General features: G+C 62.0%; 17 protein-coding genes and 4 tRNA genes. 5 read left to right on the forward strand and 16 right to left on the reverse strand.

Annotation, left to right across the window (positions count from 1 at the left end):
- Nucleotides 1-102 precede the first annotated feature (102 nt).
- The 10 genes from H2O77_RS12690 to H2O77_RS12735 all read right to left on the reverse strand — a co-directional run bounded on the left by H2O77_RS12690 (nt 103) and on the right by H2O77_RS12735 (nt 9,621).
- Nucleotides 103-1,917, reverse strand: a complete 1,815-nt coding sequence (locus H2O77_RS12690) for a SurA N-terminal domain-containing protein (RefSeq protein WP_215823237.1) — start codon at nt 1,915-1,917, stop codon at nt 103-105.
- Nucleotides 1,918-2,193: 276 nt separating this feature from the next.
- Entirely contained in the window at nt 2,194-2,466 is a 273-nt protein-coding gene (locus tag H2O77_RS12695) for an HU family DNA-binding protein (protein ID WP_043331296.1), read from the reverse strand.
- Nucleotides 2,467-2,643: 177 nt separating this feature from the next.
- Nucleotides 2,644-5,052: an endopeptidase La gene (lon, locus tag H2O77_RS12700; RefSeq protein ID WP_043331298.1), complete on the reverse strand. Its 2,409-nt coding sequence runs from the start codon at nt 5,050-5,052 to the stop codon at nt 2,644-2,646.
- Between the two features lie 232 nt (nt 5,053-5,284).
- The gene (clpX, locus tag H2O77_RS12705; protein ID WP_043331299.1) at nt 5,285-6,574 is read right to left on the reverse strand and encodes an ATP-dependent Clp protease ATP-binding subunit ClpX; all 1,290 of its coding nucleotides are present in this window, start codon (nt 6,572-6,574) and stop codon (nt 5,285-5,287) included.
- 84 nt (nt 6,575-6,658) lie between these two features.
- Nucleotides 6,659-7,279 (reverse strand): ATP-dependent Clp endopeptidase proteolytic subunit ClpP, encoded by a 621-nt coding sequence (gene clpP, locus H2O77_RS12710; RefSeq protein WP_043331300.1) that lies wholly within the window; start codon nt 7,277-7,279, stop codon nt 6,659-6,661.
- Nucleotides 7,280-7,401: 122 nt separating this feature from the next.
- Entirely contained in the window at nt 7,402-8,754 is a 1,353-nt protein-coding gene (gene tig, locus H2O77_RS12715) for a trigger factor (RefSeq protein ID WP_043331301.1), read from the reverse strand.
- Between the two features lie 315 nt (nt 8,755-9,069).
- Nucleotides 9,070-9,144 (reverse strand) — tRNA-His (locus H2O77_RS12720).
- A gap of 68 nt (nt 9,145-9,212) precedes the next feature.
- A tRNA-His gene (locus tag H2O77_RS12725) sits at nt 9,213-9,287 on the reverse strand.
- 94 nt (nt 9,288-9,381) lie between these two features.
- Nucleotides 9,382-9,458, reverse strand: a tRNA-Arg gene (locus H2O77_RS12730).
- Nucleotides 9,459-9,544: 86 nt separating this feature from the next.
- Nucleotides 9,545-9,621: transfer RNA gene (locus tag H2O77_RS12735), tRNA-Pro, on the reverse strand.
- A 630-nt stretch (nt 9,622-10,251) separates the two neighbouring features.
- Between H2O77_RS12735 and folD the strand changes: the two genes are divergently transcribed.
- A complete protein-coding gene (folD, locus tag H2O77_RS12740) occupies nt 10,252-11,121 on the forward strand; it encodes a bifunctional methylenetetrahydrofolate dehydrogenase/methenyltetrahydrofolate cyclohydrolase FolD (protein ID WP_054555494.1) in 870 nt (289 codons plus the stop codon).
- Nucleotides 11,122-11,206: 85 nt separating this feature from the next.
- Nucleotides 11,207-11,917 (forward strand): 5'-methylthioadenosine/S-adenosylhomocysteine nucleosidase, encoded by a 711-nt coding sequence (gene mtnN, locus H2O77_RS12745; RefSeq protein ID WP_054555495.1) that lies wholly within the window; start codon nt 11,207-11,209, stop codon nt 11,915-11,917.
- A 104-nt stretch (nt 11,918-12,021) separates the two neighbouring features.
- Here the strand turns inward: mtnN and cysS are convergent, their stop codons facing one another.
- Both cysS and H2O77_RS12755 read right to left on the reverse strand, forming a co-directional pair.
- The gene (gene cysS / locus H2O77_RS12750) at nt 12,022-13,404 is read right to left on the reverse strand and encodes a cysteine--tRNA ligase (RefSeq protein ID WP_153636939.1); all 1,383 of its coding nucleotides are present in this window, start codon (nt 13,402-13,404) and stop codon (nt 12,022-12,024) included.
- A 202-nt stretch (nt 13,405-13,606) separates the two neighbouring features.
- Nucleotides 13,607-15,286: a glutamine--tRNA ligase/YqeY domain fusion protein gene (locus H2O77_RS12755; RefSeq protein ID WP_043331306.1), complete on the reverse strand. Its 1,680-nt coding sequence runs from the start codon at nt 15,284-15,286 to the stop codon at nt 13,607-13,609.
- 238 nt (nt 15,287-15,524) lie between these two features.
- Between H2O77_RS12755 and H2O77_RS12760 the strand changes: the two genes are divergently transcribed.
- Both H2O77_RS12760 and H2O77_RS12765 read left to right on the forward strand, forming a co-directional pair.
- Nucleotides 15,525-16,019 carry a peptidylprolyl isomerase gene (locus H2O77_RS12760; protein WP_043331309.1) on the forward strand — a complete coding sequence of 165 codons (495 nt, stop codon included), beginning with the start codon at nt 15,525-15,527 and terminating at the stop codon, nt 16,017-16,019.
- A gap of 152 nt (nt 16,020-16,171) precedes the next feature.
- Entirely contained in the window at nt 16,172-16,945 is a 774-nt protein-coding gene (locus H2O77_RS12765) for a UDP-2,3-diacylglucosamine diphosphatase (RefSeq protein ID WP_054555497.1), read from the forward strand.
- Between the two features lie 101 nt (nt 16,946-17,046).
- Here the strand turns inward: H2O77_RS12765 and H2O77_RS12770 are convergent, their stop codons facing one another.
- The 3 genes from H2O77_RS12770 to H2O77_RS12780 form a co-directional block, all read right to left on the reverse strand.
- A complete protein-coding gene (locus H2O77_RS12770) occupies nt 17,047-20,961 on the reverse strand; it encodes an AAA family ATPase (RefSeq protein WP_215823238.1) in 3,915 nt (1,304 codons plus the stop codon).
- A 78-nt stretch (nt 20,962-21,039) separates the two neighbouring features.
- Nucleotides 21,040-21,852 carry a tRNA-(ms[2]io[6]A)-hydroxylase gene (locus H2O77_RS12775; RefSeq protein WP_215823239.1) on the reverse strand — a complete coding sequence of 271 codons (813 nt, stop codon included), beginning with the start codon at nt 21,850-21,852 and terminating at the stop codon, nt 21,040-21,042.
- 16 nt (nt 21,853-21,868) lie between these two features.
- The gene (locus H2O77_RS12780) at nt 21,869-22,363 is read right to left on the reverse strand and encodes a DUF1289 domain-containing protein (protein WP_082388266.1); all 495 of its coding nucleotides are present in this window, start codon (nt 22,361-22,363) and stop codon (nt 21,869-21,871) included.
- Nucleotides 22,364-22,783: 420 nt separating this feature from the next.
- Between H2O77_RS12780 and acnB the strand changes: the two genes are divergently transcribed.
- Nucleotides 22,784-25,387, forward strand: a complete 2,604-nt coding sequence (gene acnB, locus H2O77_RS12785) for a bifunctional aconitate hydratase 2/2-methylisocitrate dehydratase (RefSeq protein WP_215824601.1) — start codon at nt 22,784-22,786, stop codon at nt 25,385-25,387.
- Between the two features lie 159 nt (nt 25,388-25,546).
- Here the strand turns inward: acnB and H2O77_RS12790 are convergent, their stop codons facing one another.
- Nucleotides 25,547-26,167: a porin family protein gene (locus H2O77_RS12790; protein WP_215823240.1), complete on the reverse strand. Its 621-nt coding sequence runs from the start codon at nt 26,165-26,167 to the stop codon at nt 25,547-25,549.
- Nucleotides 26,168-26,374 lie beyond the last annotated feature (207 nt).

Here is a 26,374-nt window from a genome sequence, read left to right on the forward strand (position 1 = left end):
CCCAAAGGCTTGAACCAAAAAAAAGACCGCCACCCCAAGGGGTGACGGTCTCATTGGCAGGGAAAGCTGCCCACGCCAGTTGCCTGGCTCATTTGCGCTCGATCAGTTGCGCTCGATCTCGGCACGCTCACGCAGAGATTCCTGCAGGCCCGTGACAGCGGCCTGAGCACGCAGACGCGTGGCCAGACGCGAGAGGAACTGGTCCATCTCGCCCGGCTCGGCCTCGCCGATCTCGGTCAGGGCGATCAGCGCGATGCCACCACTGAGCGACGCCTTGCCGTAGACCGGTTGGCCAGCCTGCGGGTGCGCCAGCGTGAAGGCCTGCTTGACCAGACTCTGCGGCAGCTGGGTGCTGGCCTGACGGCTGACGTCATCAGCCTGCTGCCAGTCGATCCCCTCGAGTGATCCGCCCTGGCGCAGCGTCTCCAGACGCTTCTCGGCCAGTGCCTCGAGTGCCTTGGCAGTCTTGTCGGCCTTGGCTTCGCGCTGAACCTGCTGCTTGACCTCATCCAGCGCCAGCGTGGTGGCCGGGCGCTGCTCGAGGACACGCAGCACCAGACGACGGCTGTCATCCAGTTCGATGACGTCACTGTTGTAGCCCTCTTCCAGCACTTCGTCACCGAAGGCTGCCGCCATCACACCCGGCTCGGACAGCAGTTCGTCATCGTTTTCCTGCGCGACCCAGTCGGTCTTCTTCAGCGGCAGGTCCAGATCCTCGGCGACGCTGGCCAGATCATCCGCCGCGAAGCTCTCATCTTTCAGCTGCTGCGCCTTCTCGTTGAAGGTATCGCGGGAAGCGGTCTGACGGGCTTGCGTCAGCAGCTCGTCGCGCATGTCCTCGAAGGGCGCGATGTCCAGACCGGTCACCTTGATCAGGTGCAGGCTGTCGCCGGTATCGACGATATCCGAGACCTGACCTTCATCCAGCGCGAAGGCCGCATCATCAAAGTCTTCACCGAAGATACCGCGGGTGATCACGCCAAGCTCACCGCCGTCCTCGGCCGTGGAGCTGTCTTCGGAGACCTCGGCCGCCACCTTGGCGAAGTCTTCGCCGTTGGCGAGTGCGTCACGTGCGCCCTCGAGCTTGGTTCGTGCCGCCGCATCATCGTCACCCTTCTCGACCATGATGTGCGCGATTTCCCGCGGCGCATCGGCACGCTTGGCCGCATATTCGGCCTTCAGCGTGTCTTCGCTGATATCGCCACCGCTGGCCAGCTCATTCTGGTCCAGCAGCACGTAGGCCAGCTTGACCTGTGCCGGGCGACGGTAGTTGTCCTGGTGGCTGTCATACCAGGCCTTGAGCTCGTCTTCGCTGACCGTCACCGGCGCATCGAGGTCCGCACTGCTCAGCGTGGCATAGCGGAAGGTGCGCGTCTGACGCTGCAGCTGGCTGAGCTTCTCTTCTTCGCCCGGCAGCACGAAGGCACTGGCGGCAAAGCCGTCGGTCAACTGCTGGCGCAGGGTGTCGCTGCTCAGCTGCTGGCGGAAGGAGGTGGGCGAATAGCCGGCGCTGGCCAGACGATTGCGGAACAGGTCGGCATCGAAGCGTCCCTTGTCGTCCTGGAAGTCCGGAATGCTCACGATCAGTTGATCGAGCTGCGCATCGGACATGTGCAGGCCGCCTTCCTCGGCGTATTGATCCAGCAGGCGGGAATCGATCATCTGGTTGATGATCTGATTGCGTGCTTCGCGCTCCTGTTCCGGCGCTACCTGGCCAGAACGGATGGCACGCTGGACTTCGGTTTCCACCGCCTGACGGCTGATGGTATCGCCATTGACCGTGGCCACGTCGTCACTGCTGGCAGTGAAGGCGCCAATGATCGACTCAACACCAAAGAAGGCAAAGGTGACGACAATGAAACCAACGATCGTCTTGGCCACCCAGCCATGCGACCGGTCTCGAATTCGTTGCAGCATGCAGGCCTCGAACTACAGGGATTGGAATGGCCACAAGGGCCGCGACTCAGTGACTGATGATTATACGCATGCCGCAGACAGATGCAGGTGACTTTGCACGACTGACTGACTCGCCAGGGTCATCAAACGCTTGCGCCCTGCCGACATGGCCGGTTCAGCCACAAAAAAAGCGCATCGCCAGGCGATGCGCTTCGATGTTCTGGTGCCGGTTCGGCAGTCATCAGACCACTCCCGAACCGGTACCGCGCCACCGGGTGCCTGCGAAGCAGGCAGACCTCAGTTGACGGCGTCTTTCAGTGCCTTGCCAGCCTTGAAGCTCGGCACCTTGGCAGCACTGATCTCGATCGGAGCGCCAGTCTGCGGGTTACGGCCAGTACGTGCAGCACGCTCCTTGACAATAAAGGTGCCGAACCCGACCAGTGCCACGGTCTCACCCTTCTTCAGGCTATCAGTGACGGTGTCGACCATCGCATCGAGTGCACGGCTAGCTGCTGCTTTCGGAATATCGGCAGATGCAGCAATGGCTTCGATCAGCTCGGATTTATTCACTCTTCACCCCTTGAATTTGCAAAAATTACCAGAAATCAGCGCGAAAATTACGGGTGCTAAACGCGATCGCGACGAAGCGGAGTTTATAGCAACGCCCTCAAACGACTGTCAAGCAACCTCACGCGCAAAACCGCACCACGCCGCCGTTTCGACAGCGGCATGGCCAAAAAAATCCCGTCAATGTGTACTGATCATTGTCTGACGACCACTGGCATCGTCTGAACGAGAATCGTCCTTCTCAGCAGTAGACTTTTCTGCTAGAGCCACCTCAAGCACTTCGTCGATCCAGCGCACCGGCCGAATATCGAGTGCATCCTTGATGGTGTCCGGCACCTCCTTGAGGTCACGGCGATTTTCCTCGGGAATCAGCACAAGCTTTATACCACCGCGTCGCGCCGCCAGCAATTTCTCCTTGAGGCCACCGATCGGCATGACTTCGCCGCGCAGGTTGACCTCACCGGTCATTGCCACGTCACAGCGCACGGGGCGTCCACAGTAAGCGGATACCATCGCGGTGACCATGGCAGCGCCCGCACTGGGGCCGTCCTTCGGCGTGGCGCCTTCCGGCACGTGAATGTGCAGGTCTTCCTTCTCGAAGCGCTCAGCCTCGATACCGAAGGCCTCGGCACGCGCACGCACCACGGTGTGGGCCGCACTCACCGATTCCTTCATGACGTCGCCCAGTGACCCGGTCTTGCTGACACGGCCCTTGCCCGGCGTGACGACAGACTCGATGGTCAGCAGCTCACCGCCGACGGAGGTCCAGGCCAGGCCAGTGACACGCCCGATCTGGTCCTCGGCATCGGCAAGGCCGAAGCTGTACTTGCGCACACCCGCGTAGCGCTCGACCTGCTCGGCCTCAAGGTGCATGGAGGACAGTGCACCCTCCTTTGCCTCGGCGACCACACGCTCACGCACTATCTTGCGGCAGACCTTGGCGAGCTGGCGCTCAAGTTCACGCACACCGGCTTCACGCGAGTAGTAACGGATCAGCTCGAGCACGGAGGCTTCGCTGAAGGTCAGCTCGCCCGGCTTCAGACCATTGGCCTTGAGCTGTTTGGGCGCCAGGTAGCGCATCGCGATGGCCAGCTTCTCGTCTTCGGTGTAACCCGGCAGACGGATGATTTCCATGCGATCGCGCAGCGGGCCCGGAATGTTCATCGAGTTGGACGTACAGATGAACAGGGTCTCGGACAGGTCGTAATCAAGCTCGAGGTAGTGATCGGCGAACTTGTCGTTCTGCTCCGGGTCCAGCACCTCAAGCAGCGCCGAGGCCGGATCACCGCGGTGGTCCATGCCCAGCTTGTCGATCTCGTCGAGCAGCACCAGCGGATTCTTCACGCCCGTCTTGGCCATGCGCTGGATGATCTTGCCCGGCAGTGCCCCGATATAGGTGCGGCGGTGACCTCGGATCTCGGACTCATCGCGCACGCCGCCCAGCGCCATACGGGTGTACTGGCGGTTGGTGGCACGTGCGATGGACTTGCCCAGCGAGGTCTTGCCGACACCCGGCGGGCCGACCAGACACAGCACCGGCCCCTTGAGCTTCTTGACGCGCTTCTGCACGGCGAGATACTCGAGGATGCGTTCCTTGACCTCATCCAGACCGTAGTGGTCCTCGTCCAGCACCTTGGCGGCGTGGTCGATGTCGTGACGCACACGCGTGCGCTTCTTCCACGGCACGTCGCACAGCCAGTCCAGATAGGTGCGCACCACGGTCGCCTCGGCGGAAGTCGGCCCCATCATCTTGAGCTTGTTGAGCTCCTGAGTGGCCTTCTCCTCTGCCTCCTTCGGCATGCCGGCGTCCTTGATGCGACGCTCGTACTGCTCGACCTCGTTGGGCACGTCATCCAGCTCACCCATTTCCTTCTGGATGGCCTTCATCTGCTCATTGAGGTAGTACTCGCGCTGCGACTTCTCCATCTGCTCCTTGACGCGGGTACGAATGCGTTTCTCGACCTGCAACAGGTCGATCTCCGCTTCGATCAGCGTCATCAGGTGCTCGATGCGGTCACGCACCTTGTCCATCTCGAGCAGCGCCTGCTTGTCATTGATACCCAGCGACAGATGCGCACTGATGGTGTCCACCAGACGGCTCGGGTCTTCAATGCCCTGCAGGCTGCCCAGCACTTCGTTGGGCACCTTCTTGGAGAGCTTCACATACTGCTCGAACTGATTGAGCAGCACGCGCACCAGGGTTTCCTGCTCTCGCTCGGACAGCGGCTGGCTGTCACGCAGCGCGACGTCGGCGATGCTGTGGCCGTCGTCGTGCAGACGAATCGCCTGGATATCGGCGCGCGAACTGCCCTCGATCAGCACCTTGACGGTGCCATCGGGGAGTTTGAGCAGCTGCATGATGTCGGCAACGGTGCCGATGGCGAACAGGTCTTCCGCCGTCGGGTCGTCCTGGCTGGCTTCACGCTGCGCCGCAAGCAGGATCTTCTTGTCGCCTTCCATGGCCACTTCGAGGGCCTGGATCGACTTTTCCCGGCCGACGAACAGCGGAATCACCATCTGGGGATAGACCACCACATCCCGCAGCGGCAGCAGCGGAAGTGTCAGGGTCTGATCTTCGTTCTGCTCCATGGCAGACGTTCCTCGGTATTCTGTGGGTGGGCCGCCTCACACGGCACTTTGATACTGAGACCATGGGGGCAAGGTCATGATTTTGCAATGATCCCGACACGCCTGGCGGTAACTCAACGCTGAATGAAGCCGTGCGTGACCCGCGAATGCATCACAGTAAGGATGGCTTGCGAGCGCAAACGCAACGGGGGGCCTTGCGGCCCCCCGTTGGTGCGACTCAGGCCCGGACGTTTCAGCCGTCCTTGCCGGCCACCTTGCCCTGACTCTCTTCGTTCTTGGAGTAGATCAGCAGCGGCTTGCTGTCGCCGGCAATCACCGACTCATCCACCACCACCTTGCTGACACTCTCCTCGGACGGGATGTCATACATGGTGTCGAGCAGCACGGACTCGAGGATCGAGCGCAGACCACGTGCGCCGGTACGACGCTCGATGGCCTTGCGAGCCACGGCACGCAGCGCATCTTCACGCAGGTCCAGCTCGACATCTTCCATCTCGAACAGGCGCGAGTACTGCTTGACCAGCGAGTTCTTCGGCTCGGTCAGAATCTGCACCAGGGCATCTTCGTCCAGCTCGGTCAGTGTCGCGATGACCGGCAGGCGGCCAACGAACTCGGGAATGAGACCGAACTTGACTAGATCACCCGGCTCGACGTCTGCCAGCACGCGGCCCACGGTCTTCTCGTCCTGCTTGCTCTTGACCTCGGCATTGAAGCCGATGCCGCCCTTCTCGGCGCGTTCGCGGATCACCTTGTCCAGCCCGGCGAAAGCACCGCCGACGATGAACAGGATGTTGCCGGTATTCACCTGCAGGAATTCCTGCTGAGGGTGCTTGCGACCGCCCTGCGGCGGCACCGAGGCAGTGGTGCCCTCGATCAGCTTGAGCAGTGCCTGCTGCACGCCTTCACCCGAGACATCACGCGTGATGGAGGGGTTGTCGGACTTGCGTGAGATCTTGTCGATCTCATCGATGTAGACAATGCCACGCTCGGCCTTCTCGACATCGTAATCGCATTTCTGCAGCAGCTTCTGGATGATGTTCTCGACGTCCTCACCGACATAGCCCGCTTCGGTCAGGGTGGTCGCATCCGCGATGGTGAACGGGACGTTCAACAGGCGCGCCAGCGTCTCGGCCAGCAGCGTCTTGCCGCTACCGGTCGGGCCGATGAGCAGGATGTTGGACTTGCCCAGTTCCACTTCATCCGCGGCCTTCTGACCGGCACGCAGACGCTTGTAGTGGTTGTACACCGCCACGGACAGCACACGCTTGGCGCGGTCCTGGCCGATCACGTAATCGTCGAGAGTGGAACGAATCTCACGCGGCGCCGGCAGGCGATCATCATCACCTTCGGCGTCGGCTTCGAGGACCTCTTCGCGAATGATGTCATTGCACAGATCGACACATTCGTCGCAGATGTAGACGGAAGGTCCCGCGATCAGCTTGCGCACTTCATTCTGGTTCTTGCCACAGAAGGAGCAGTACAGCAGTTTGCCGTTCTCGTCCTTGCCTTTGCCGTCAGCCATTCGCGTACCTCTCAATGGCGGCGACTCCCCGGGGAGCCGCCGGAAATGCATGTTTGCCGACGTCAGGTCAGCCGTTTACGCGGATCACTCCACGTCGGGACGGCGTTCCAGCACGGCATCGATCAGGCCGTACTCCACTGCCTGATTGGCCGCCATGAAGTTGTCACGGTCGGTATCATTGGCAATGGTGTCGAAGTCCTGGCCAGTGTGGTGCGCGAGAATGCGATTGAGCTTCTCACGGATGGTCAGGATTTCCTTGGTGTGAATCTCGATATCCGTGGCCTGACCCTGATAGCCGCCCAGCGGCTGGTGGATCATGACGCGGGAATTCGGCAGCGCGTAGCGCTTGCCGGCGGCACCGCCTGCCAGCAGCAAGGCACCCATGCTGGCTGCCTGGCCGATGCACACGGTGGACACGTCGGGCTTGATGAACTGCATGGTGTCGTAGATCGCCATCCCTGCAGTCACGGAGCCACCCGGCGAGTTGATGTACAGATGGATGTCCTTGTCCGGGTTTTCAGACTCGAGGAACAACAGCTGAGCCACGACCAGATTGGCCATGTAATCCTCAACCGGACCCACAAGGAAGATCACCCGTTCCTTCAGCAGGCGGGAATAGATGTCATAGGCCCGTTCGCCGCGAGCATTCTGCTCGACAACCATCGGAACCAGACCGCCAGCATTCTTGATGTCGAAGTCGTTCATGGGGGCTTCCTTCATCCGATGACATTGATATCCATTGAGCATGCCACTTTACCCCGCCCACTGACCAGAGACCCGGCCGTAGCCGGGTCCTGGTCTAGCAAGCACTAGGGGTCAACCAAGCTTCAGGCTTGCTCGCCTTCGGCTTCAGCAGCCTCTTCTTCTGCTTCTTCCTGCTGCTGTGCAGCCTGGAGGGCTTCCTGGTAGGACATGGCAACGTCCTTAACCTGAGCCTGTGCCAGCAGCTTGTCAACGGCCTTCTCTTCAAGCAGCACGGACTTGAGCTGGTTGCGAGCCTGTTCGTTGGAACCATAGTACTCGGTGACCTGAGCCGGGTCCTGGTACTGCTGAGCCATTTCTTCAACGCGAGCATTCAGCTCTTCGTCGCTGACGTCCATCTCGTTGCTGCTGACGACTTCGCTGAGCAGCAGGCCAGTCTTGACGCGCTGGACCGCCTGGTCCTGGAACAGCTCGCCCGGCAGCTGGGAGACGTCGAAGTCTTCGCCCAGACCGAACTGCTGTGCAGCCTGACGCTTCAGACCGTCGATTTCCTGGTCGGCCAGAGCCTGCGGCACGAGGATGTCGTTGGCCTTGGTCAGTTCGGCCAGCACCTGCTGCTTGACGCGATTCTCGATCGCGTTCTTCAGCTCACGCTGCATGTTCTTCTTCACTTCCACCTTGAAGCTTTCGACATCGGCAGCTTCCAGGCCGAACTGGGCGATGAACTCTTCGTTCACTTCCGGCAGTTCCTGAGCCTTGACGGCGTGGACCTTGACCTTGAAGGTCGCTTCCTGACCGGCGAGGTGCTCGGCCTGGTAGTCAGCCGGGAAGGAAACCTTGATTTCCTTGTCGTCGCCGGCAGCAGCGCCGACCAGCTGTTCTTCGAAGCCCGGGATGAAGCTGTTGGAGCCCAGCACCAGCTCGTGACCTTCTGCCTTGCCGCCTTCGAAGGCCTCTTCACCGAGGAAGCCTTCAAAGTCGATCTTGACCTGGTCGCCGTCAGCGGCAGCGCGCTCGACGTCGGTCCAGGAGGCGTTCTGCTTGCGCAGGGTCTCGATCATCTCTTCGACGTCGGCGTCGGTCACTTCAGCCTGCGGACGCTCGATTTCCGCGCCTTCGATCGGCTTCAGTTCGATTTCCGGGTAGATTTCCAGAGTCGCGACGAACTCCAGATCCTTGCCGGCTTCATCGACGGTCGCGTCGATCTTCGGCCAGCCAGCCGGGTTCAGTTCGTTTTCGGTGACGGCGGTCACGTAATGCTGGCGCATGATCTCGCCAACGATTTCGTTGCGCACGTCCTTGCCGTAACGCTGTTGCACCACTGCCATCGGCACGTGGCCCTTGCGGAAGCCGTTCAGACGAACGGTCTTGGCGGTTTCCAGAAGACGGGCGTTGACGGCCTGGTCGACTTCAGAAGCCGGCACCGTGATGGTGACCGTGCGCTCGATCGGAGAAGTCGTTGCGACAGAAGCTTGCATGAAAGTTCCTCTACCCACTGGTGGCGTTCGAATCATAAAGGCGAAGATTGTAGAAACCCCGCCACGCGCTGGCAAGCGCGGATATGACCCTTTCATATGGTGCCTTGGTCCAAGTTATTCAAGGACCCCGGCCATTTTCTGCTCCACCTACCCGCCAGACAGGCACCTGGAGCGCCCGGCAACCCGGAATCGTCATGCATGGAGCAGTGCGAAAAAACCAAAAAAAAGGAGGAGAAAGCCATTGGCCTTCTCCCCCTTTTGCGGCATGCCGCCCGCCCAAGTGGGCCAGGCAGCATCCTGATATTCATCGAGACGTGGGGTGGATGATGGGGTTCGAACCCACGACCACCGGAGTCACAATCCGGGGCTCTACCACTGAGCTACACCCACCACTTCTGGAGGTTGGACAGAAAGCCTGCCGTCTCCATCTCGTTGATACTGCTCAAGCTGACATGCAATGGGGTGGATGATGGGGTTCGAACCCACGACCACCGGAGTCACAATCCGGGGCTCTACCACTGAGCTACACCCACCACTGCATGAACATCTTCACATCGTCTGGTCGCAGTCATCAGGCTCAATGAAGAGCATTCCGACATCCACTTCGATAACGAATCGCTATCTCGATGGCACGCCCAGCAGGACTCGAACCTGCAACCTACGGCTTAGAAGGCCGTTGCTCTATCCGGTTGAGCTATAGGCGCAGAAACTAATGCTGCGAGTCAACCTCCGGACAAAGCCCTGAATACTGTTTCAGAAGACCGAAGCCTTGCGATACGTTGTATTCAAGTGGTCGGGATAGAGGGATTCGAACCCCCGACATCCTGCTCCCAAAGCAGGCGCGCTACCAGACTGCGCTATATCCCGAAACCGTCTTCAACCGACCGTCGAACCCCGTCGATGCGAGGCGTATTCTACCGAACTTTCGTCTGCGGTCAAGCCCTTACGTGAATTCTTTCCAAAAGAATCGTTTGCCCCTCGCGCTGTCATGCCAATGTCATGCCAATGTCATGCCGCGGGCTTTCATCCCTGCAGCCTCCAACATCTCTCCTTGCTGATACAAGACGCTTTACCTGTTATCGCTTCTGCCACTGACGCAGTGATGACTTGCGACGGCTGAGCGCCGCCGGTGGACTGACTATCGTCTTCACGCCTTCTGCCTCTCTGCGATCCACCCTCTCCCATCCGCCCTCTCCCATCTGCCCCACCCTTCTCCTTACCCCGCTCTCTGCTTCACCCTTTGTCTCTCCCTTTGCTTCTACCTCTGCTTGCGCCTCTACAGAGGGAGCATCAGGGCGACAACCGCATGGCATGACCCCACTCTCGCCTGCCTCCTGGAGCCGTCTTCTGCACTGCCGGGCGCCTGCGAAAGACCTGACGCTCATGACAGCTTTCGACCAAGGTCGTCATTCGGCGTTGACTGGAGGGCAAGGCATGCGAAAATTGGCCATCGTTGTCCCTCCTGCATTTATCGCCCACGAGAAGGAATGATCGCTGATGTCAGCACAACTGATAGATGGCAAGGCCATTGCCGAACGCGTACGCCAACAGGTAGGTCGTCAGGTCGATGCGCGTCGTGATGCCGGTGAACGTATTCCGGGGCTTGCCGTCGTGCTGGTCGGTGAAGACGCGGCGTCCGAGGTCTATGTCCGCAACAAGCACCTCGCCTGCGAGAAGGCTGGCATTCTCTCCACCCAGCACCGCCTGTCCGCTGACACCACTCAGCAGGAACTGGAAGCCCTGGTCGACCAGCTGAATGACGACACCAGCATCGACGGCATCCTGGTGCAGCTGCCGCTGCCGGCGCATCTCGATTCACGCCCGATTCTCGAGCGCATTCGTACCGACAAGGACGTGGACGGCTTCCACCCCTACAACCTCGGTCGTCTGGCGCAGCGCCTGCCGGTAATGCGTCCCTGCACCCCCAAGGGCATCATGACGCTGCTGTCCGAGAGCGGCCTGCAAGTGCGCGGCATGGACGCCACCATCGTGGGCGCCTCCAACATCGTCGGTCGCCCGATGTCACTGGAGCTGATGCTGGCAGGCTGCACCACCACCGTCTGTCACCGCTTCACCAAGGACCTGGAGAGCAAGGTGCGCCAGGCAGACCTCGTCGTGGTCGGCGTCGGCAAGCCAGGCTTGGTCAAGGGTGAGTGGATCAAGGAAGGCGCCATCGTCATCGATGTGGGCATCAACCGCCTCGACAACGGCTCGCTGGTCGGTGACGTGGAGTTCGCCCCGGCGGCGGAGCGCGCAGGCTGGATCACGCCGGTACCGGGCGGCGTCGGCCCGATGACCGTTGCCTCGCTGCTGGAGAACACCCTGTTCGCCGCCGAGCTGCACGATGCCCAGCTGGCCGGCAAATAAGCACGCACCCTCTCGCTGACACCTCCCCTGGCCGCGGGGCATCGCATGACAGGATGCCCCGCAGGCCCTGCTTCAGGATTTCACCATGCCCCTCAAGACACTTGGCATCATCGGCGCCATGGCCGAGGAAGTCGCCATCCTCGCCGAGCTGCTGGAAGACAGCACCACGACTCAACATGCCGGCTCCACCTTCCACGTCGGCCAGCTGCACGGCCTCAAGATCGTGCTGCTGCAGTCCGGCATCGGCAAGGTCAACGCCGCCGTGGGCGCCTGCCAGCTGATCGAGCGCTACCAGCCGGACGCCATCATCAACACCGGTTCCGCCGGGGGCTTCGCCTCTGATCTGGAGATCGGCGACGTGGTCATCTCCAGCGAAGTGCGTCACCACGACGTCGATGCCGTGGTGTTCGGCTACGAATACGGCCAGGTGCCGCAGATGCCGGCCGCCTACCCGTCAGACCCGGCACTGGTGAAGATCGCGCGTGAGTGCGTCGAAGCCCAGGGCGAGATCAAGGCGCGTGAAGGCCTGATCTGCACCGGCGATATCTTCATGGCAGACCCAGAACTGGTCGCGCTGACTCGTTCACGCTTCCCGGACATGCTGGCCGCCGAGATGGAAGCCGCCGCCATCGCCCAGACCTGCTTCGTCTATGAGATGCCGTTCGTGGTCATCCGTGCGCTGTCTGACATCGCCGGCAAGGACAACAACAGCCAGTCCTTCGAGGAATTCCTGCACGTCGCCGCACGTCAGTCCTCGCGCATGGTCGAGGCCATGGTCAAGCGCCTCGCCAGCTGATCAGCCGCTGCCTGAGAGCGACCCCGCTCGACTGGCCAAAAAAACCGCCACCCCTCTCGGGACGGCGGTTTTTTTCGCGGTGACAATGCGTCACGCCAACGGCATCAGCCTTCCAGCACCCAGGTCGTCCCCTCGCGGGAATCCTTGAGGATGATGCCCTGAGCGGCCAGCTCGTCACGAATACGGTCAGCACCCGCGAAATCCTTGGCCTTCTTGGCGGCAGCACGCGCCTCGATCTGCGCCTGGATCTCGTCTTCCGACAACGCCAATGCGGCAGTATCGCCCTTGAGGAAGACCGCCGGGTCCTGGCCGAACAGCCCCAGCAGGCCGCCCAGCGCGGTCAGCTCGAAGGCCAGCGCCGGCGCCTGCTGCGGTGCCTCCTTCTTGGCACGGTTCAGCTCACGGGCCAGCTCGAACAACACCGACAGCGCACCGGCCGTATTGAAGTCGTCATCCATGGCAGCCACGAAACGTGCCCGCCAGTCGCCTGACACCTCGCCCTGTTCGGGCGTGACGTTCTCCAGCGCATTGTAGAAGCGCTCCAGCGAACGACGCGCCTCATCCAGCGAGTTGGCCTCGTAACTGATCGCGCTGCGGTAGTGGCTGGCCACCAGCAGGTAACGCACCACTTCCGGGTTGTGCTGCTCCAGCACATCACGAATCGTGAAGAAGTTGCCCAGCGACTTGGACATCTTGTCCTGCCCGACACGCACCGCGCCGGCGTGCATCCACACATTGGCATACTGCTGGCCAGTGGCGGCTTCGGACTGGGCGATCTCGTTCTCGTGGTGCGGGAAGGTCAGGTCCGGCCCGCCGCCGTGGATATCGAAGGTGTTGCCCAGGCAGCAGGTCGACATCGCGGAGCACTCGATATGCCAGCCCGGACGACCCGCGCCCCAGGGGGATGGCCAGCTGGCCTCGCCCGGCTTGGCGGCCTTCCACAGCACGAAGTCGAGCGGGTCTTCCTTGGCCTCTTCCACTTCCACGCGCGCGCCGGACTGCATGTCATCGAGCTGACGGTTGTTGAGCTTGCCGTAGCCCTCGAAACGACGCACACGGTAGTAGACATCACCGTTGCTGGCCGCGTAGGCAAAGCCCTTGTCGATCAGCGTCTCGGTCATCGCGATGATATCGCCGATGTGCGCGGTCGCCCGTGGCTCGCGATCAGGACGCAGGATCCCCAGACGCCCCTCGTCTTCGTGCATCGCCTGGATCATGCGCTCGGTCAGCGCTTCGAAGGCTTCGCCATTCTCATCGGCTCGCTTGAGGATCTTGTCGTCGATATCGGTGATGTTGCGCACATAGGTGACGTCATAGCCACGCGCACGCAGGTAACGCGTGATGATGTCGAAGGCCACCATCACACGCGCATGGCCGATGTGACAGAGGTCATAGACCGTCACGCCACAGACGTACATGCGCACCTTGTTGCCTTCCAATGGCACGAAGGGTGCCTTGGTCCGGCTCAGGGTACTGTAGATGGACAGTGTGCTCGCGGCATCTTCGAGTGAAATCATTCAGTCATCGCCCTTGGCTACTTTGCTGACAGCACTCTGCCAGCCTTGCGAAATGGAGCGGCCCGCAGGCCGGTCATGCAGCTTCGTCATCGAAGGTACAGGATCAGCCTGCGGGCCGTGAAGCGGGTCAAAAGTCATGCCAGCAGACCTCCCGCAGGAGGCCTGGCTGCCATCAACCCTTCTTCTGGGCCTTGGCCCAACCGTCCTTCAGGCTGACGGTACGGTTGAAGACCAGCGCGCCATCGACGCAGTCATGGCGGTCGGCGACGAAGTAGCCGATACGCTCGAACTGGTAACGCGTTTCCGGCGCGGCATTGCGCAGGCTCGGCTCACCGAAGCCCTTGACGATGCTCAGCGAGTTCGGATTGAGGTGCTCAAGGAAGTCGACATCCTTGTCACGGTCCGGCTCGGCTTCCAGGAACAGGTTCTCGTACTGACGCACCTCGACCGGCACCGCGTGCTCGGCGCTGACCCAGTGGATGACACCCTTGACCTTGCGGCCTTCCGGGTTCTTGCCGAGGGTATCGAGATCGACACTGCAACGCAGCTCGACGATCTCGCCGGCCTCATCCTTGATCACTTCATCACAGCGGATGACGTAACCGTTGCGCAGACGCACTTCCTTCTCGGGCGCGAGACGGAAGAATTTCTTCGGCGCATCTTCCATGAAGTCATCGGCGTCGATCCACAGCTCACGGGTCAGCGGAATCTGGCGCGTGCCCATGTCGTCACGTGCCGGATGGCCGGGCACCTCGAAGACTTCCTCGTGACCTTCCGGCAGGTTGGTCAGCACCACCTTGAGCGGATTGAGCACGCACATGGCCCGCAGCGCGTTGTCTTCCAGGTCGGAACGGATGGCGTGGTGCAGCATGCCGATCTCGACCATGCCGCCATCCGCGCGGCTCACGCCGATCATGTCGCAGAACTTGCGAATGGAAGCGGCCGTGTAGCCACGACGACGCATGCCCGAGATGGTCGGCATGCGCGGGTCATCCCAGCCATCGACGACGCCTTCGTCCACCAGCAGCTTCAGCTTGCGCTTGGAAGTGACGGTGTAATCCAGGTTCAGACGCGCGAACTCGATCTGACGCGGCGTGACCGGTACCGGCAGGTTGGCCAGGAACCACTCATACAGCGGACGATGGTCCTCGAATTCCAGCGTACAGATGGAATGCGTCACGCCTTCCAGCGCATCGGACTGACCATGCGTGAAATCGTAGGACGGGTAGATCTTCCACTTGTCGCCGGTCTGGTGATGGCTGGCATGGCGGATACGATAGAGAATCGGATCACGCAGATTGATGTTGGGCGCCGCCATGTCGATGCGGGCACGCAGCACCTTCTCGCTCTCGCCGAATTCGCCCTTCTTCATGCGCTCGAGCAGATCGAGGTTTTCCTCGGGGCTACGCTCACGGTACGGGCTCGGGCGACCCGGCTCCTTCAGCGTGCCACGATATTCACGAATCTCGTCCGGCGACAGGTCATCGACATAGGCCTTGCCTTCACGCACCAGGTGCTGGGCCCAGGCATAGAGCTGGTCGAAATAATCGGAAGCGAAGCGCACCTTGCCGGCCCACTCGAAGCCCAACCATTCGACGTCTTCCTTGATGGCGTCGATATAGGCCTGCTCTTCCTTGGCCGGGTTGGTGTCATCGAAGCGCAGGTGACAATCGCCACCGAGCTGCTGCGCCAGACCGAAGTTCAGACAGATCGACTTGGCGTGCCCGATATGCAGGAAGCCGTTGGGCTCCGGCGGGAAACGCGTGACAACCTTATCGGCACGGCCGGCCTCGAGTTCTTCGCGGATCTGGTTAAGCACGAAGTTCGGGGCGCTCTGGGTCTCGGTACTCATGAAGTTTCGCTGCACCTCTGTGTGGTTCCTGGGCGTCGTATTGCGGATCGTCATGTGGTTGAACGAACGTGCGCAAGGACAACAAGACGGATGATCGGGGCTGCATCCACGCGCCTGCCGCCCGCTCAGGCTTTCGTGTCTGGATGCAAAGCCGCTATTATAGCGCGACGCCCGCAGGCGATGCCATGAAGCCGCGCCTGCCTGACACTTGAGCAAGACAGATGACCGGGAAGCCCGAATGATCGTTCTTCACACCAACTACGGCGATATCACCCTCGAACTCAACCACGAGAAGGCCCCGAAGACCGCGGCCAACTTCGAGCAGTACGTGCGTGAAGGCCACTACAGCAATGTCCTTTTCCACCGCGTCATTCCGGGGTTCATGGTTCAGGGCGGTGGCTTTGACACCGACTTCAACCAGAAGCCGACCAATGGCGTGATCGAGAACGAAGCCGACAACGGCCTCAAGAACGACCGCGGCACCGTGGCCATGGCTCGCACCATGGACCCGCACTCCGCCAGCGCCCAGTTCTTCATCAACGTCAATGACAACGACTTCCTGAACTTCACCAGCAAGACCAGCCAGGGCTGGGGTTACTGCGTGTTCGGCAAGGTCGTCGAAGGCATGGACGTGGTCGAGAAGATCGAAGCGGTCAAGACCACCCGTCGCGACGGCCACGCCGACGTGCCGGCAGAAGACGTGATCATCACCAGCGCTGAAATCACCGAATAAGCGATTTCGCCTGATCACGCCGCAAGGCGTGCCTGCCGCCCGGCCTTGCCTCGTGATCGCGAGTGCCAGGCTGGGCGGTTTGCGTTATGAACTCCCACGGCAGTGCGCCCTTGCGATGCCCTGCTGACCGCCCACCTTCGCGGACCCCGACCATGAACACGACTGCCACCACCCTCTTCATCTCCGACCTGCACCTGCAACCCGACACGCCCGAGATCGCCCAGGGCTTCCTCGACTATCTGGCACGCCTGGCTACCTGCCAGCCTGCCGTCGAGCGTCTGTTCCTGCTGGGTGACATCTTCGAGGTCTGGGTCGGCGATGACTATCGCAACGACTTCACCGACAGCATGAGCGCTGCGCTCAAGCGCATCGCCGAGCGCGGCACCGCGATCTTCTTCATGCACGGCAATCGCGACTTCCTGGTCGGCGAGACCTTCGCGGCCGAGGCCGGCGTGACGCTGCTGCCCGACCCGAGCGTGATCGAGCTGGATGGCGAGCGCGTGCTGCTGATGCACGGCGACAGCATGTGCACCCGCGACGAGGCGTACATGAAGTTCCGCGCCATGACCCGCGACCCTCAGTGGCAGGCACAGATTCTGGCCATGCCGCTGGAGCAGCGTCTGGCGCTGGCCCAGTCACTGCGCATGCAGTCCGGCGAGACCAACAGCGAGAAGGATGAGGCGATCATGGACGTCACGCCCGAGGAAGTGGTGCGCGAGATGCGTGAGCATGACGTGCGCACGCTGATCCATGGCCATACGCATCGCCCGGCGGTGCATGAACTCGAGATCGATGGCGAGCCGGCGCGCCGCATCGTGCTCGGCGACTGGCGTCCGACTCAGGCCTTCGACATCATCGCCCGTGGCCAGGGGCCGGAGCTGCGTGAATTTGCGCTGCCGCTGGTCGATGCGATCACCCACGGCTGATCGCTTGCACACACCAAAAAGCCCCGCTGCCGATCACGGCAGCGGGGCTTTTTTCTTACGCTCTCACAGTATCAGGCGCTTCGCTGCGCCAGACGCTTCGCTCAGGCCGGTGACGATGCCTTGCGGCGCGCACGCCCCTCGGCGATCTCCACCAGCTGATGCCAGCCCAGCACCGCGGGGGCATCGGCGCTCGGCAGCTCTTCCAGCAACATCTTCAGACGCTGACACCGCTCGGCATCATGGGCATCGACCAGACGCAGCCAGGTGGCAAGCCCCATGGCCTCATGGTGAGTGTTTTCCTGCTCGATGGAGTAGGACAGCCCCTGCTCGATCAGGGAGCGCACCTTCTCCAGCGGCAGCCCCTGAGCACTGCGCAGGCTCGCGACCAGATAGCTGACTTCTGACAGGTAGAAGGAATTGCGCTCCTGGGCGACCAGCAGCACCTTCTCCATGTATTCCTCAGCGGCAGCGTGCTCGCCCAGCGCCATCACGGCGTCCATGTACCACAGATTGGGACGCTGATGACGCTCGCGTCCGGTCAGCTCCGCGAACTCGTTCATGCTCGACTGCAGCATGGACAGGCCATCACGGTCGCCGTTCATCGCCCGCGCCCAGCCCAGCACGCCATGCGCGGCCATGTGCCACAGGTGAAGGTCCGCTGAACGCGTCACTTCCAAGGCCCGCTCGGCGCGCTGGGTCGCCAGATGGGTGTGGCCCAGCTGACGATACAGGGAGGTGGAGAACATCAGCGCCATCGCCAGCGAACCGGGCTGACCGATCTGCTCGGCCATGCGAATCGCCGCCTCGGCCTGCTGCTCGGCCTTCACGTAGTCGCAGCGCAGGCACGATGTCCAGCTCTGCAGACAGGAGGCCGCCACCTGCGGGTGGTCGCTGAACGGCAGCCATTCGAGCACCATCGGATGGTTGACCGGATCGATCTCATCCAGGTGCTCGCCCGCCACACGCACGCGGCCGGCCCAGAACTCGCAGTGGGCACGCGCATAATCGGCCAGGCGACGATAGCGATCATCGGAAAGCTCTTCCGCCAGCTCGCTGAGGCCCGAGGCCAACGCGAAGGCATCGGCGTGGGCATGACGCTCGCTGCAGCCGACCCACAGGCCCCATTTGACGATGAAGGCCTGCTCAAGGTCCGGCTCGTCGTCCTCGACCAGCGCAGGGCTGCTGAGCAGGTTGCGTGCCTGCACGAAGCTCTCGTGGGCGATGCGTGAGCCATGGCCTTCCAGCGCGAAGCCGGACTGGCCACGTACCGTCAGCAGGCTGACTTCGCGCTCTTCCTGTCCATCGACATGCTTGAGACAGGCCAGGCCGTTGTCCGCCATCTTGAGCGCGGTGCGGTTGGCGCTGATCTTGAGCGCTTCGCGCGCCGAGAGCTCGAAGTAACGCGCGGCACGGCTGAAGTTCTGCGACTTGCGCAGGTGAACGGCGAAGTAGCCGGGGTGACGACTGATCCAGGCGGGATACTTGTCCTCGATCAGCGCGACCACCTGATGGTGAATCCGGCGCCGCACATCCCGCGGACACGACAGGTAGGCCGCTTCCTGGATCAGCTGATGGGTAAACTGGTAGTCGAATTCACTGTCGCTGCTGCAGGCCTCGATGATCTCCAGGCGCTGCATGTTCTCGATGGCGCGCTTGAGGCGACCCTCCTCGAACTCACAGCTCTGGCGCACGAAGCTCAGCTTGAAGACACGCCCCAATACCGCGGCGGCGTGGGCGACATCACGCCCCTCTTCCAGCTGATCGATACGACTGGAGAGCAGACCGATCAGGCCCTTGGGCAACTCGTCGAGCTGCACCGGACGCCCTTCGCGGCGGTCCATGTCGAGACGACGGCAGATTTCCTGCAGGTAGAGCGGCACGCCATCGCAGCGCTCGATGAGCTGACTGCGCATGCGCGGACTCAGGTGCAGGCGATAGCGACGCGAGAGATGCGACAGCAGGCGCGAGACCTGCATCGGGTCGAGGCGACCCAACGCGATGTGCTGGTCCCAGTTGAGCTTGACCGCCAAGCTGTCGCGGCCGTTGTGGCTCGCGGCCAGCATGAAGCCGATATTGATCGGCAGACGCGCCTGCAGGCCAGCCAGCACCTTGAGCGACGGCTCGTCGAGCCACTGCAGGTCATCGATCATCATCACCAGCGGACGCAGGCTGGCTGACTTCTCGATCACCAGATGCAGCACGCGCACGACACGTTCGACCGTCTCGCTGGACTGGATCAGCACTTCGTCTTCGGCAGTATCTTCCGCCGTGCCGAGCACCGCATGGAAGGAGCGACGCACTTCCTCGCTGATACCCTGCAACGCCTCGGAAGACTCGAACAGCTGCTCGACGCTTTCGCGATCTATATTGCCGTCCAGACGCCAGCGAATCAGCGCCGTCACGACACTGTAGGGCTCCAGCTGCGAGAGACGCGTGGTCGGCATCCAGCACAGCCCGACATCCTGGCTCTGCTCCAGCTGACGGAAATTGACCATCAGGGCCGACTTGCCCATGCCGGAGTTGCCACTGACCAGCACGCTCTGGCGCAGGCCGATGCTGGCGCGGGCCAGCGCATCGCGCAGACGACGCAGCTCGCCCTCGCGACCGATCAAGGTCGGCAATGAGGATTCGCGGGTGGCGACACTGCTGCCCAGCACCAGCGCACGCAGACGCACGCGACCGTCAGCGGCCAACAGGCGCGAGGTCAAGCGAGGCTGCAGGTCCAGTGCCGGCGGCATGTGCTGACTGGCTTCCTGGGAGATCACCAGCTCGCTGCCTTCGGCGGCGGTCATCAACTCGAGGGAATATTGCGTGACCTGACCCAGCGGGTCGGCCAGCTGACGCTCCGGCAGATAGATGACCTGACCGGAGTGCAGGCCCGCCGACAGCGAGAAGGCCGGCGGTTTGCCTTCACCGTCCCACAGCTTGGCGATCTCATCGGGGATCGCCTTGCTGCAGTGCTCATAGAGCGCGACCAGCTCGGCGAGCTGATGCGCCGGGCCGTGGGTGCCGAAGCATGCCAGGCCCACGCCACCCGTGGCACCCGGCAGCCAGAAGCCGCCCAGGTGATGACACTGCTGCTCCAGCCAGCGCAACAGCTCGATCTGCAGCGTCAGGCAGGCACGCGCCCAGACGCGGTCACGATGACTGTCCTTGACGCTCAGGCGAATGGCCATGACCGACAGCTGACGGTGATCGATTTCCTCTTCACGCAGCGGCGCGCTGTCCAGCGACAGGGTCCGTGAGATGGCGCCCTGCGGCGTCATGGCACTCATGGTCTCGCTCTTGCCGTCGGACCAGTAGCGCGCCAGTTGCAGGAAGCCGGGGTCCGGCTGCTGGCCGGAGAGCGCCAGCTGCTGCAGGAAGGCATTGAACTGCTCATGAGCCGCGGCCGACTGGCCGCCTTCGGCCAGCTGACGCACGAGGCGCTCATGGAAGGGGCCGTAACCGGAGAAGCGGCTGACCAGCGTGCGCAGCACGTCATCGGGCAGCGGCTCATCCGTGGCCAACACCCGCTCGGCGAACTGGATGACGCGCTGACGCCACTCGCCACGCACCTTGATCATCCAGCGCTGGAAGTCCGGGCACTGGGTCAAGGAGAGCTCCTCGACCAGGTCGCCACGATACAGGGTGAGAATCTCCCCCAGGGTGGCGACGGAGGGCGGTGCCAGCAGCAGGCCATTGAGCTCGTCGAGATCAAGCTCCCAGTGCTCCGGCAGCGAGAGCGCGATGGTCTGGCGCGACACCGTCAACAGGTTGTCGGCCTCTTCGCCGAGACTCTGACGCAGACAGTGCAAGGCGTGGCGAAGGTTGGTCCGTCCGGAGGACAGCCCCTGATCCGGCCATAGCAACTCCGCCAACCCGGCACGGGAGACGGCCTGATCATGCAGCAGCAGATGCAGAAGTAGCGCCTTGACCTTGTCGTAGCTGAACTGAGTCAGCGTGTCATCACCCAACGTCAGCTGGAAATGTCCCAGCAGTGCCAGTTGAGCTTGACCAGATGTTTCCTGCGTCATGTGTCATCCATTTCAAAGTCGCGAACGAAACGCCAGCCCTGCCACGGCGCCGGTGATCCCCTGTCCTTGATCCTTGCCTTAGTCTCTCGTGCCTTGATCCATCGCGTCCCGACCCACCCTGGCCGAGGCGCGCGCTGCCCGTCGTGCGCTCGGCTGACCACTGTGGAAGCGGAAGACAGCGTCGGGGGTTTCGATCAGCTCTCGTTCCACTTCACGTAGCACCGCGAGACGGGGTTCCAGTGGTTCATTGGTGTATTGCTCTGCCAACATGAGGTAATCCTCATAGTGACGTCCTTCTGACTTAACCAAAGTGCGATAGAACTTTGCAAGCTCTGGTTCCAGATACGGGATGAGGCGCGCGAAGCGCTCACACGACCTTGCCTCTATCAAGGCGCCGATCAGCAGGATGTCCACCAGGCGTTGCGGGTCTTCGTCCCTGACCTGCTGGCGCAGGGCTTCGGCATAGCGCGAGGCCTTGATATGCCGATAGACGATGCCCCGCTTCTCCATCAGCCCGACCACCTGCTCGAAGTGCAGCAGCTCTTCGCGCGCCAGCTGTGACATCTTGGTCAACAGCAGTGGCCGGTTCACGTAGCGGTACATCAGGCTCATGGCGGTGGAGGCGGCTTTCTTCTCGCACTGCGCATGGTCGATCAGCAACAGCTCCGGATTCTCGAGCGCCGCCTCGACCCAGCTCAGGGGCGTCCTGCAGGGCAGGAAGGCCAGCAGCGACGCCGGCAGCAAGGCATCGGTATCTTCATCGCTTGGCCCCTGGGACGCTGCGATCACGCGCGCCCCAGCCTCACTCTCGCCATACTGGCCAGCATGAACATCATCATGCTGCTTGCTCTGCTCAGGCGCAATCACATTGCGCTCGGTCACGTCGGTCATTGAATTCATTGTCACGTCAGTCTTTTGTCTCGCTCGCTTGCGTCTGCTGCTGACTGACAGGAGACACCTCAACGACGGAGTTCATATCATTATCGGCACGCTTTGCCGCTTCCACCATGATTTCATCGTTTATATGGGCAAAAAGCTGTTCGGGCTCAAGTTCTCGCGCATGGGCCAGTGGTGCAATGCCATATGCCGACAGGTCCTTGATGCGGGTGCGCCCGACGCGCAGCAGCTCAACGGCGCGTGACAGCGCCGACTGATCGGCACGGAAACGGATGCGATGGCGGGTCAGCTGCTCGGCCAGCATGGCGTCATCGGCGACGCGCAGCCAGCGGGCGGCGACCTGACTGCGCAGCTCGTCCAGTGCCAGCATGCGCTCGGCGCGCTGGTCACTGTCATAGCCGAACCAGGCCAGGATCTCATGATCATGACGCTGGCAGCCGCGACAGACGCTATCGCCGACCGTAGTGGAGCAGACACCTACGCAAGGAGAAAGAATACGGCTCATGTTGCCCTCGGGGGAGGCGGAAAATGTGATTCGGGGTAACCCCCATCATACCGTGCGTACCTGAGAGCCGACAGCATCGCGCCGTCGGTGCCCAAAGGACCTCGCGTCAGCACCGCGCTGGGCGTCATCAGCGCGTCATCAGGGTTGCCGCATAGTGTTTGCTCAGCGTGATTTCCTGACAATCAGATGAAATATCAGAATGTTATGCCGCAATAGGCGACCAAAGTCTCAGCCCCCGCCACTGGGCGCTCCTTAACATTGTCGACAAAGTTGAGTAGACTCGCATTCGCCCCGTAGCGCCTGATTCGCTCGCAATAAGACGCTTGAATTACCCGCAAGAAGCCTCGAGGTGCCCCGCCCTGCGTCTTCAAGACGACTGGCCCGCGCATTTCGACACGATTACAGATGAGGGTCTCCCACGTGCTTGAAGCCTACCGTCAACAGGTTGAAGAACGCGCCCAGCAGGGCATCCCGGCAAAGCCGCTGACTGCCGAGCAGACCGCAGAGCTGGTCGAACTGCTCAAGAATCCGCAGGCCGGTGAAGAAGAGTTCATCCTCGATCTGTTCACCAATCGCATTCCCCCGGGCGTTGATGAAGCCGCTTACGTCAAGGCTGGCTTCCTGACCGCCATCGTACGTGGCGAAGCCGCTTCTCCGCTGATCGACAAGACACATGCCGTCAAGCTGCTCGGCACCATGCAGGGCGGCTACAACATCGCCACGCTGGTCGAGCTGCTGGACGACGAAAGCCTGGCCAAGGAAGCCGGCGAACAGCTCAAGCACACCCTGCTGATGTTCGACGCCTTCCACGATGTCGCTGACCGCGCCAAGGCCGGCAACGCCGTCGCCCAGGCCGTGCTGCAGTCCTGGGCCGACGCCGAATGGTTCCTGTCCAAGCCGGCGCTGGCCGAGAAGATCTCGCTGGCCGTCTTCAAGGTGCCGGGCGAGACCAACACCGATGACCTGTCTCCGGCGCCTGACGCCTGGTCACGTCCGGACATCCCGCTGCACGCCAACGCGATGCTCAAGAACCCGCGTGAAGGCATCAACCCGCAGGAAGATGGCGTCGTCGGCCCGCTGGCCCAGATCGAGGAAGTGAAGGCCAAGGGCTTCCCGGTCGCCTACGTCGGTGACGTGGTCGGCACCGGTTCCTCACGCAAGTCCGCCACCAACTCCGTGCTGTGGTTCTTCGGCGACGACATCCCGTTCGTGCCCAACAAGCGCGCCGGCGGTTTCTGCATCGGCAACAAGATCGCCCCGATCTTCTTCAACACCATGGAAGATGCCGGCGCCCTGCCCATCGAGATGGACGTCGAGAAGATGGCCATGGGCGATGTCATCGACATCTACCCGTACGAAGGCAAGGTCTGCCGTCACGACACCGACGAAGTCATCTCCACCTTCTCCCTCAAGACTCAGGTCCTGCTGGACGAAGTGCGTGCTGGCGGCCGTATCCCGCTGATCATCGGTCGCGGTCTGACCGACAAGGCGCGTACCGAGCTGGGTCTGGAGGCGTCTGACGTCTTCCGCCTGCCGGAGCAGCCGAAGGACACCGGCAAGGGCTTCACCCTCGCACAGAAGATGGTCGGCAAGGCCTGCAACCTGGAAGGCGTGCGTCCGGGCATGTACTGCGAGCCGAAGATGACCACCGTCGGCTCCCAGGACACCACTGGCCCGATGACCCGCGACGAGCTGAAGGATCTGGCATGTCTCGGTTTCCAGGCCGACCTGGTGATGCAGTCCTTCTGCCACACCGCTGCCTACCCGAAGCCGGTCGACGTCGAGACCCACCACACCCTGCCCGACTTCATCATGAACCGCGGCGGCGTTTCCCTGCGTCCGGGCGACGGCATCATCCACTCGTGGCTGAACCGCATGCTGCTGCCGGACACCGTCGGCACCGGTGGTGATTCCCACACCCGCTTCCCGATGGGCATCTCCTTCCCGGCGGGTTCTGGCCTGGTGGCCTTCGCCGCCGCCACTGGCGTGATGCCGTTGGACATGCCGGAATCCATCCTGGTGCGCTTCAAGGGCGAACGTCATCCGGGCATCACCCTGCGTGACCTGGTCCACGCCATCCCGCTGTACGCCATCAAGCAGGGCCTGCTGACCGTCGACAAGGCCAACAAGAAGAACGCCTTCTCTGGCCGCATTCTGGAAATCGAAGGTCTGGAAGATCTGACGGCCGAACAGGCATTCGAGCTGTCCGACGCCTCTGCCGAGCGTTCCGCCGCCGGTTGTACCATCACGCTGTCCGACGAGAGCGTGACCGAGTACCTGAAGTCCAACATCACCCTGCTCAAGTGGATGATCGCCAACGGTTACGGCGATGCCCGTACCATCGAGCGTCGTATCGCCGGCATGGAAGAGTGGCTGGCCAACCCGAGCCAGATGCGTGCCGACAAGGACGCCGAATACGCCGAGATCATCGAGATCGACCTCGGCGAGATCGATCAGCCGGTGCTGTGCGCGCCGAACGACCCCGACGATGCCCGTCTGCTGTCCGACGTCGCCGGTCAGAAGATCGACGAAGTCTTCATCGGCTCGTGCATGACCAACATCGGTCACTTCCGCGCCGCAGGCAAGCTGCTCGAGAAGCAGCCGGCCGGTAGCCTGAAGACCAAGCTGTGGCTGGCACCGCCGACCAAGATGGACCAGCACCAGCTGACCGAGGAAGGCTACTACGGCATCTACGGCCGTGCCGGCGCGCGCATGGAAATGCCGGGCTGCTCACTGTGCATGGGTAACCAGGCACGTGTGGCCGCCAAGTCCACCGTGGTGTCCACCTCCACGCGTAACTTCCCGAACCGTCTGGGCGACGGCGCCAACGTCTTCCTGGCGTCTGCCGAGCTTGCAGCCATCGCGGCCGTGGTCGGTCGTCTGCCGACCGTCGAGGAATATCAGGGCTACATGGGCGAATTCGATGCCATGGCGGGCGAGATCTATCGCTACCTGAACTTCCATGAGATCGAAGAGTTCCAGAACGCCGCTTCCAACGTGATTCCGGTCACCCAGGAAGCCTGAACAGGCGGGGAGTCATGCGCCACTGCATGACTCCCCTCTGACAGCAGCACTGGCGTCATGCCAACTGGCGTCATGCCAGACAACGAAACGGGCCGCCCCTCAAGGGACGGCCCGTTTTTTCATGCCTGCGACAAGCTCGGTGGGTGCAAACGCCCTGCCTCAGAACTTGTAGCCGACCGAGGCGGTGAAGGCATCCACCTGATAATCGCTGTCGAAGTCATAGCGCTCGTACTCGGCACGAATCAGGAACGGGTCCAGATTGACCTGTGCACCGGCACCATAGACCGGATCAAAGCCGTCGTTGTCCTTCAGATCGACGCTGGAATTGCCCAGATTGCCATCGACATCGGTTTCCCACTTGGCCATCCCCGCCTTGGCGAACAGCGAGAAGTACTGCCCGAGGGGCAGGATACCCACCACGTTGACACCGTAGGCCTTGGACTCGAGATCGGTATTGCTGAAGTCATTGCCCTTGAGCTGGACAGTCCCCAGGTCGGTGTAGAAGGCCTCAGTGGCGAAGTACGGATTGTACTGATAGCCCACGAAGGCCTTGTAGACGTTGTCGTCATCATCCACATCGAAGTCATCGCTGCCGGATTCGATGAAGTCACCGGCCTCATCGGAATCATCGTTCTCAAGGCTGGAGAAGCCGGTACCGGCACCGATGTAGAGCCCTTCGCTGGCATTGCCAGCCGCCTGAGCATGACCACTGAGCGCCAGAGCGAGAGCGGCGAAGGAAACGGTAGCCAACGGGGCGGCCAGAAGACGTGACTTGCTCATGTATTGCTCCTTGATCCAATGGGCGGCACAGGCAGCTGCCGGCCAGGTACTGACGGCAAGACCGCGCCTGTCATGGGTTGCAGGAGCATCGTGGTAGATATAGAACAGTGTTTCAAGAGTGGCGTTTTGACTACTTGTGACGTCGCAAGCCGGCAACATGTCCTCGTGACCTTCCCGCTCCCCCCGCTTGCGAGTGCCCGAGGCCCG

The sequence above is a fragment of the Cobetia sp. 4B genome, assembly GCF_018831605.1.
Lineage (GTDB): Bacteria > Pseudomonadota > Gammaproteobacteria > Pseudomonadales > Halomonadaceae > Cobetia > Cobetia amphilecti.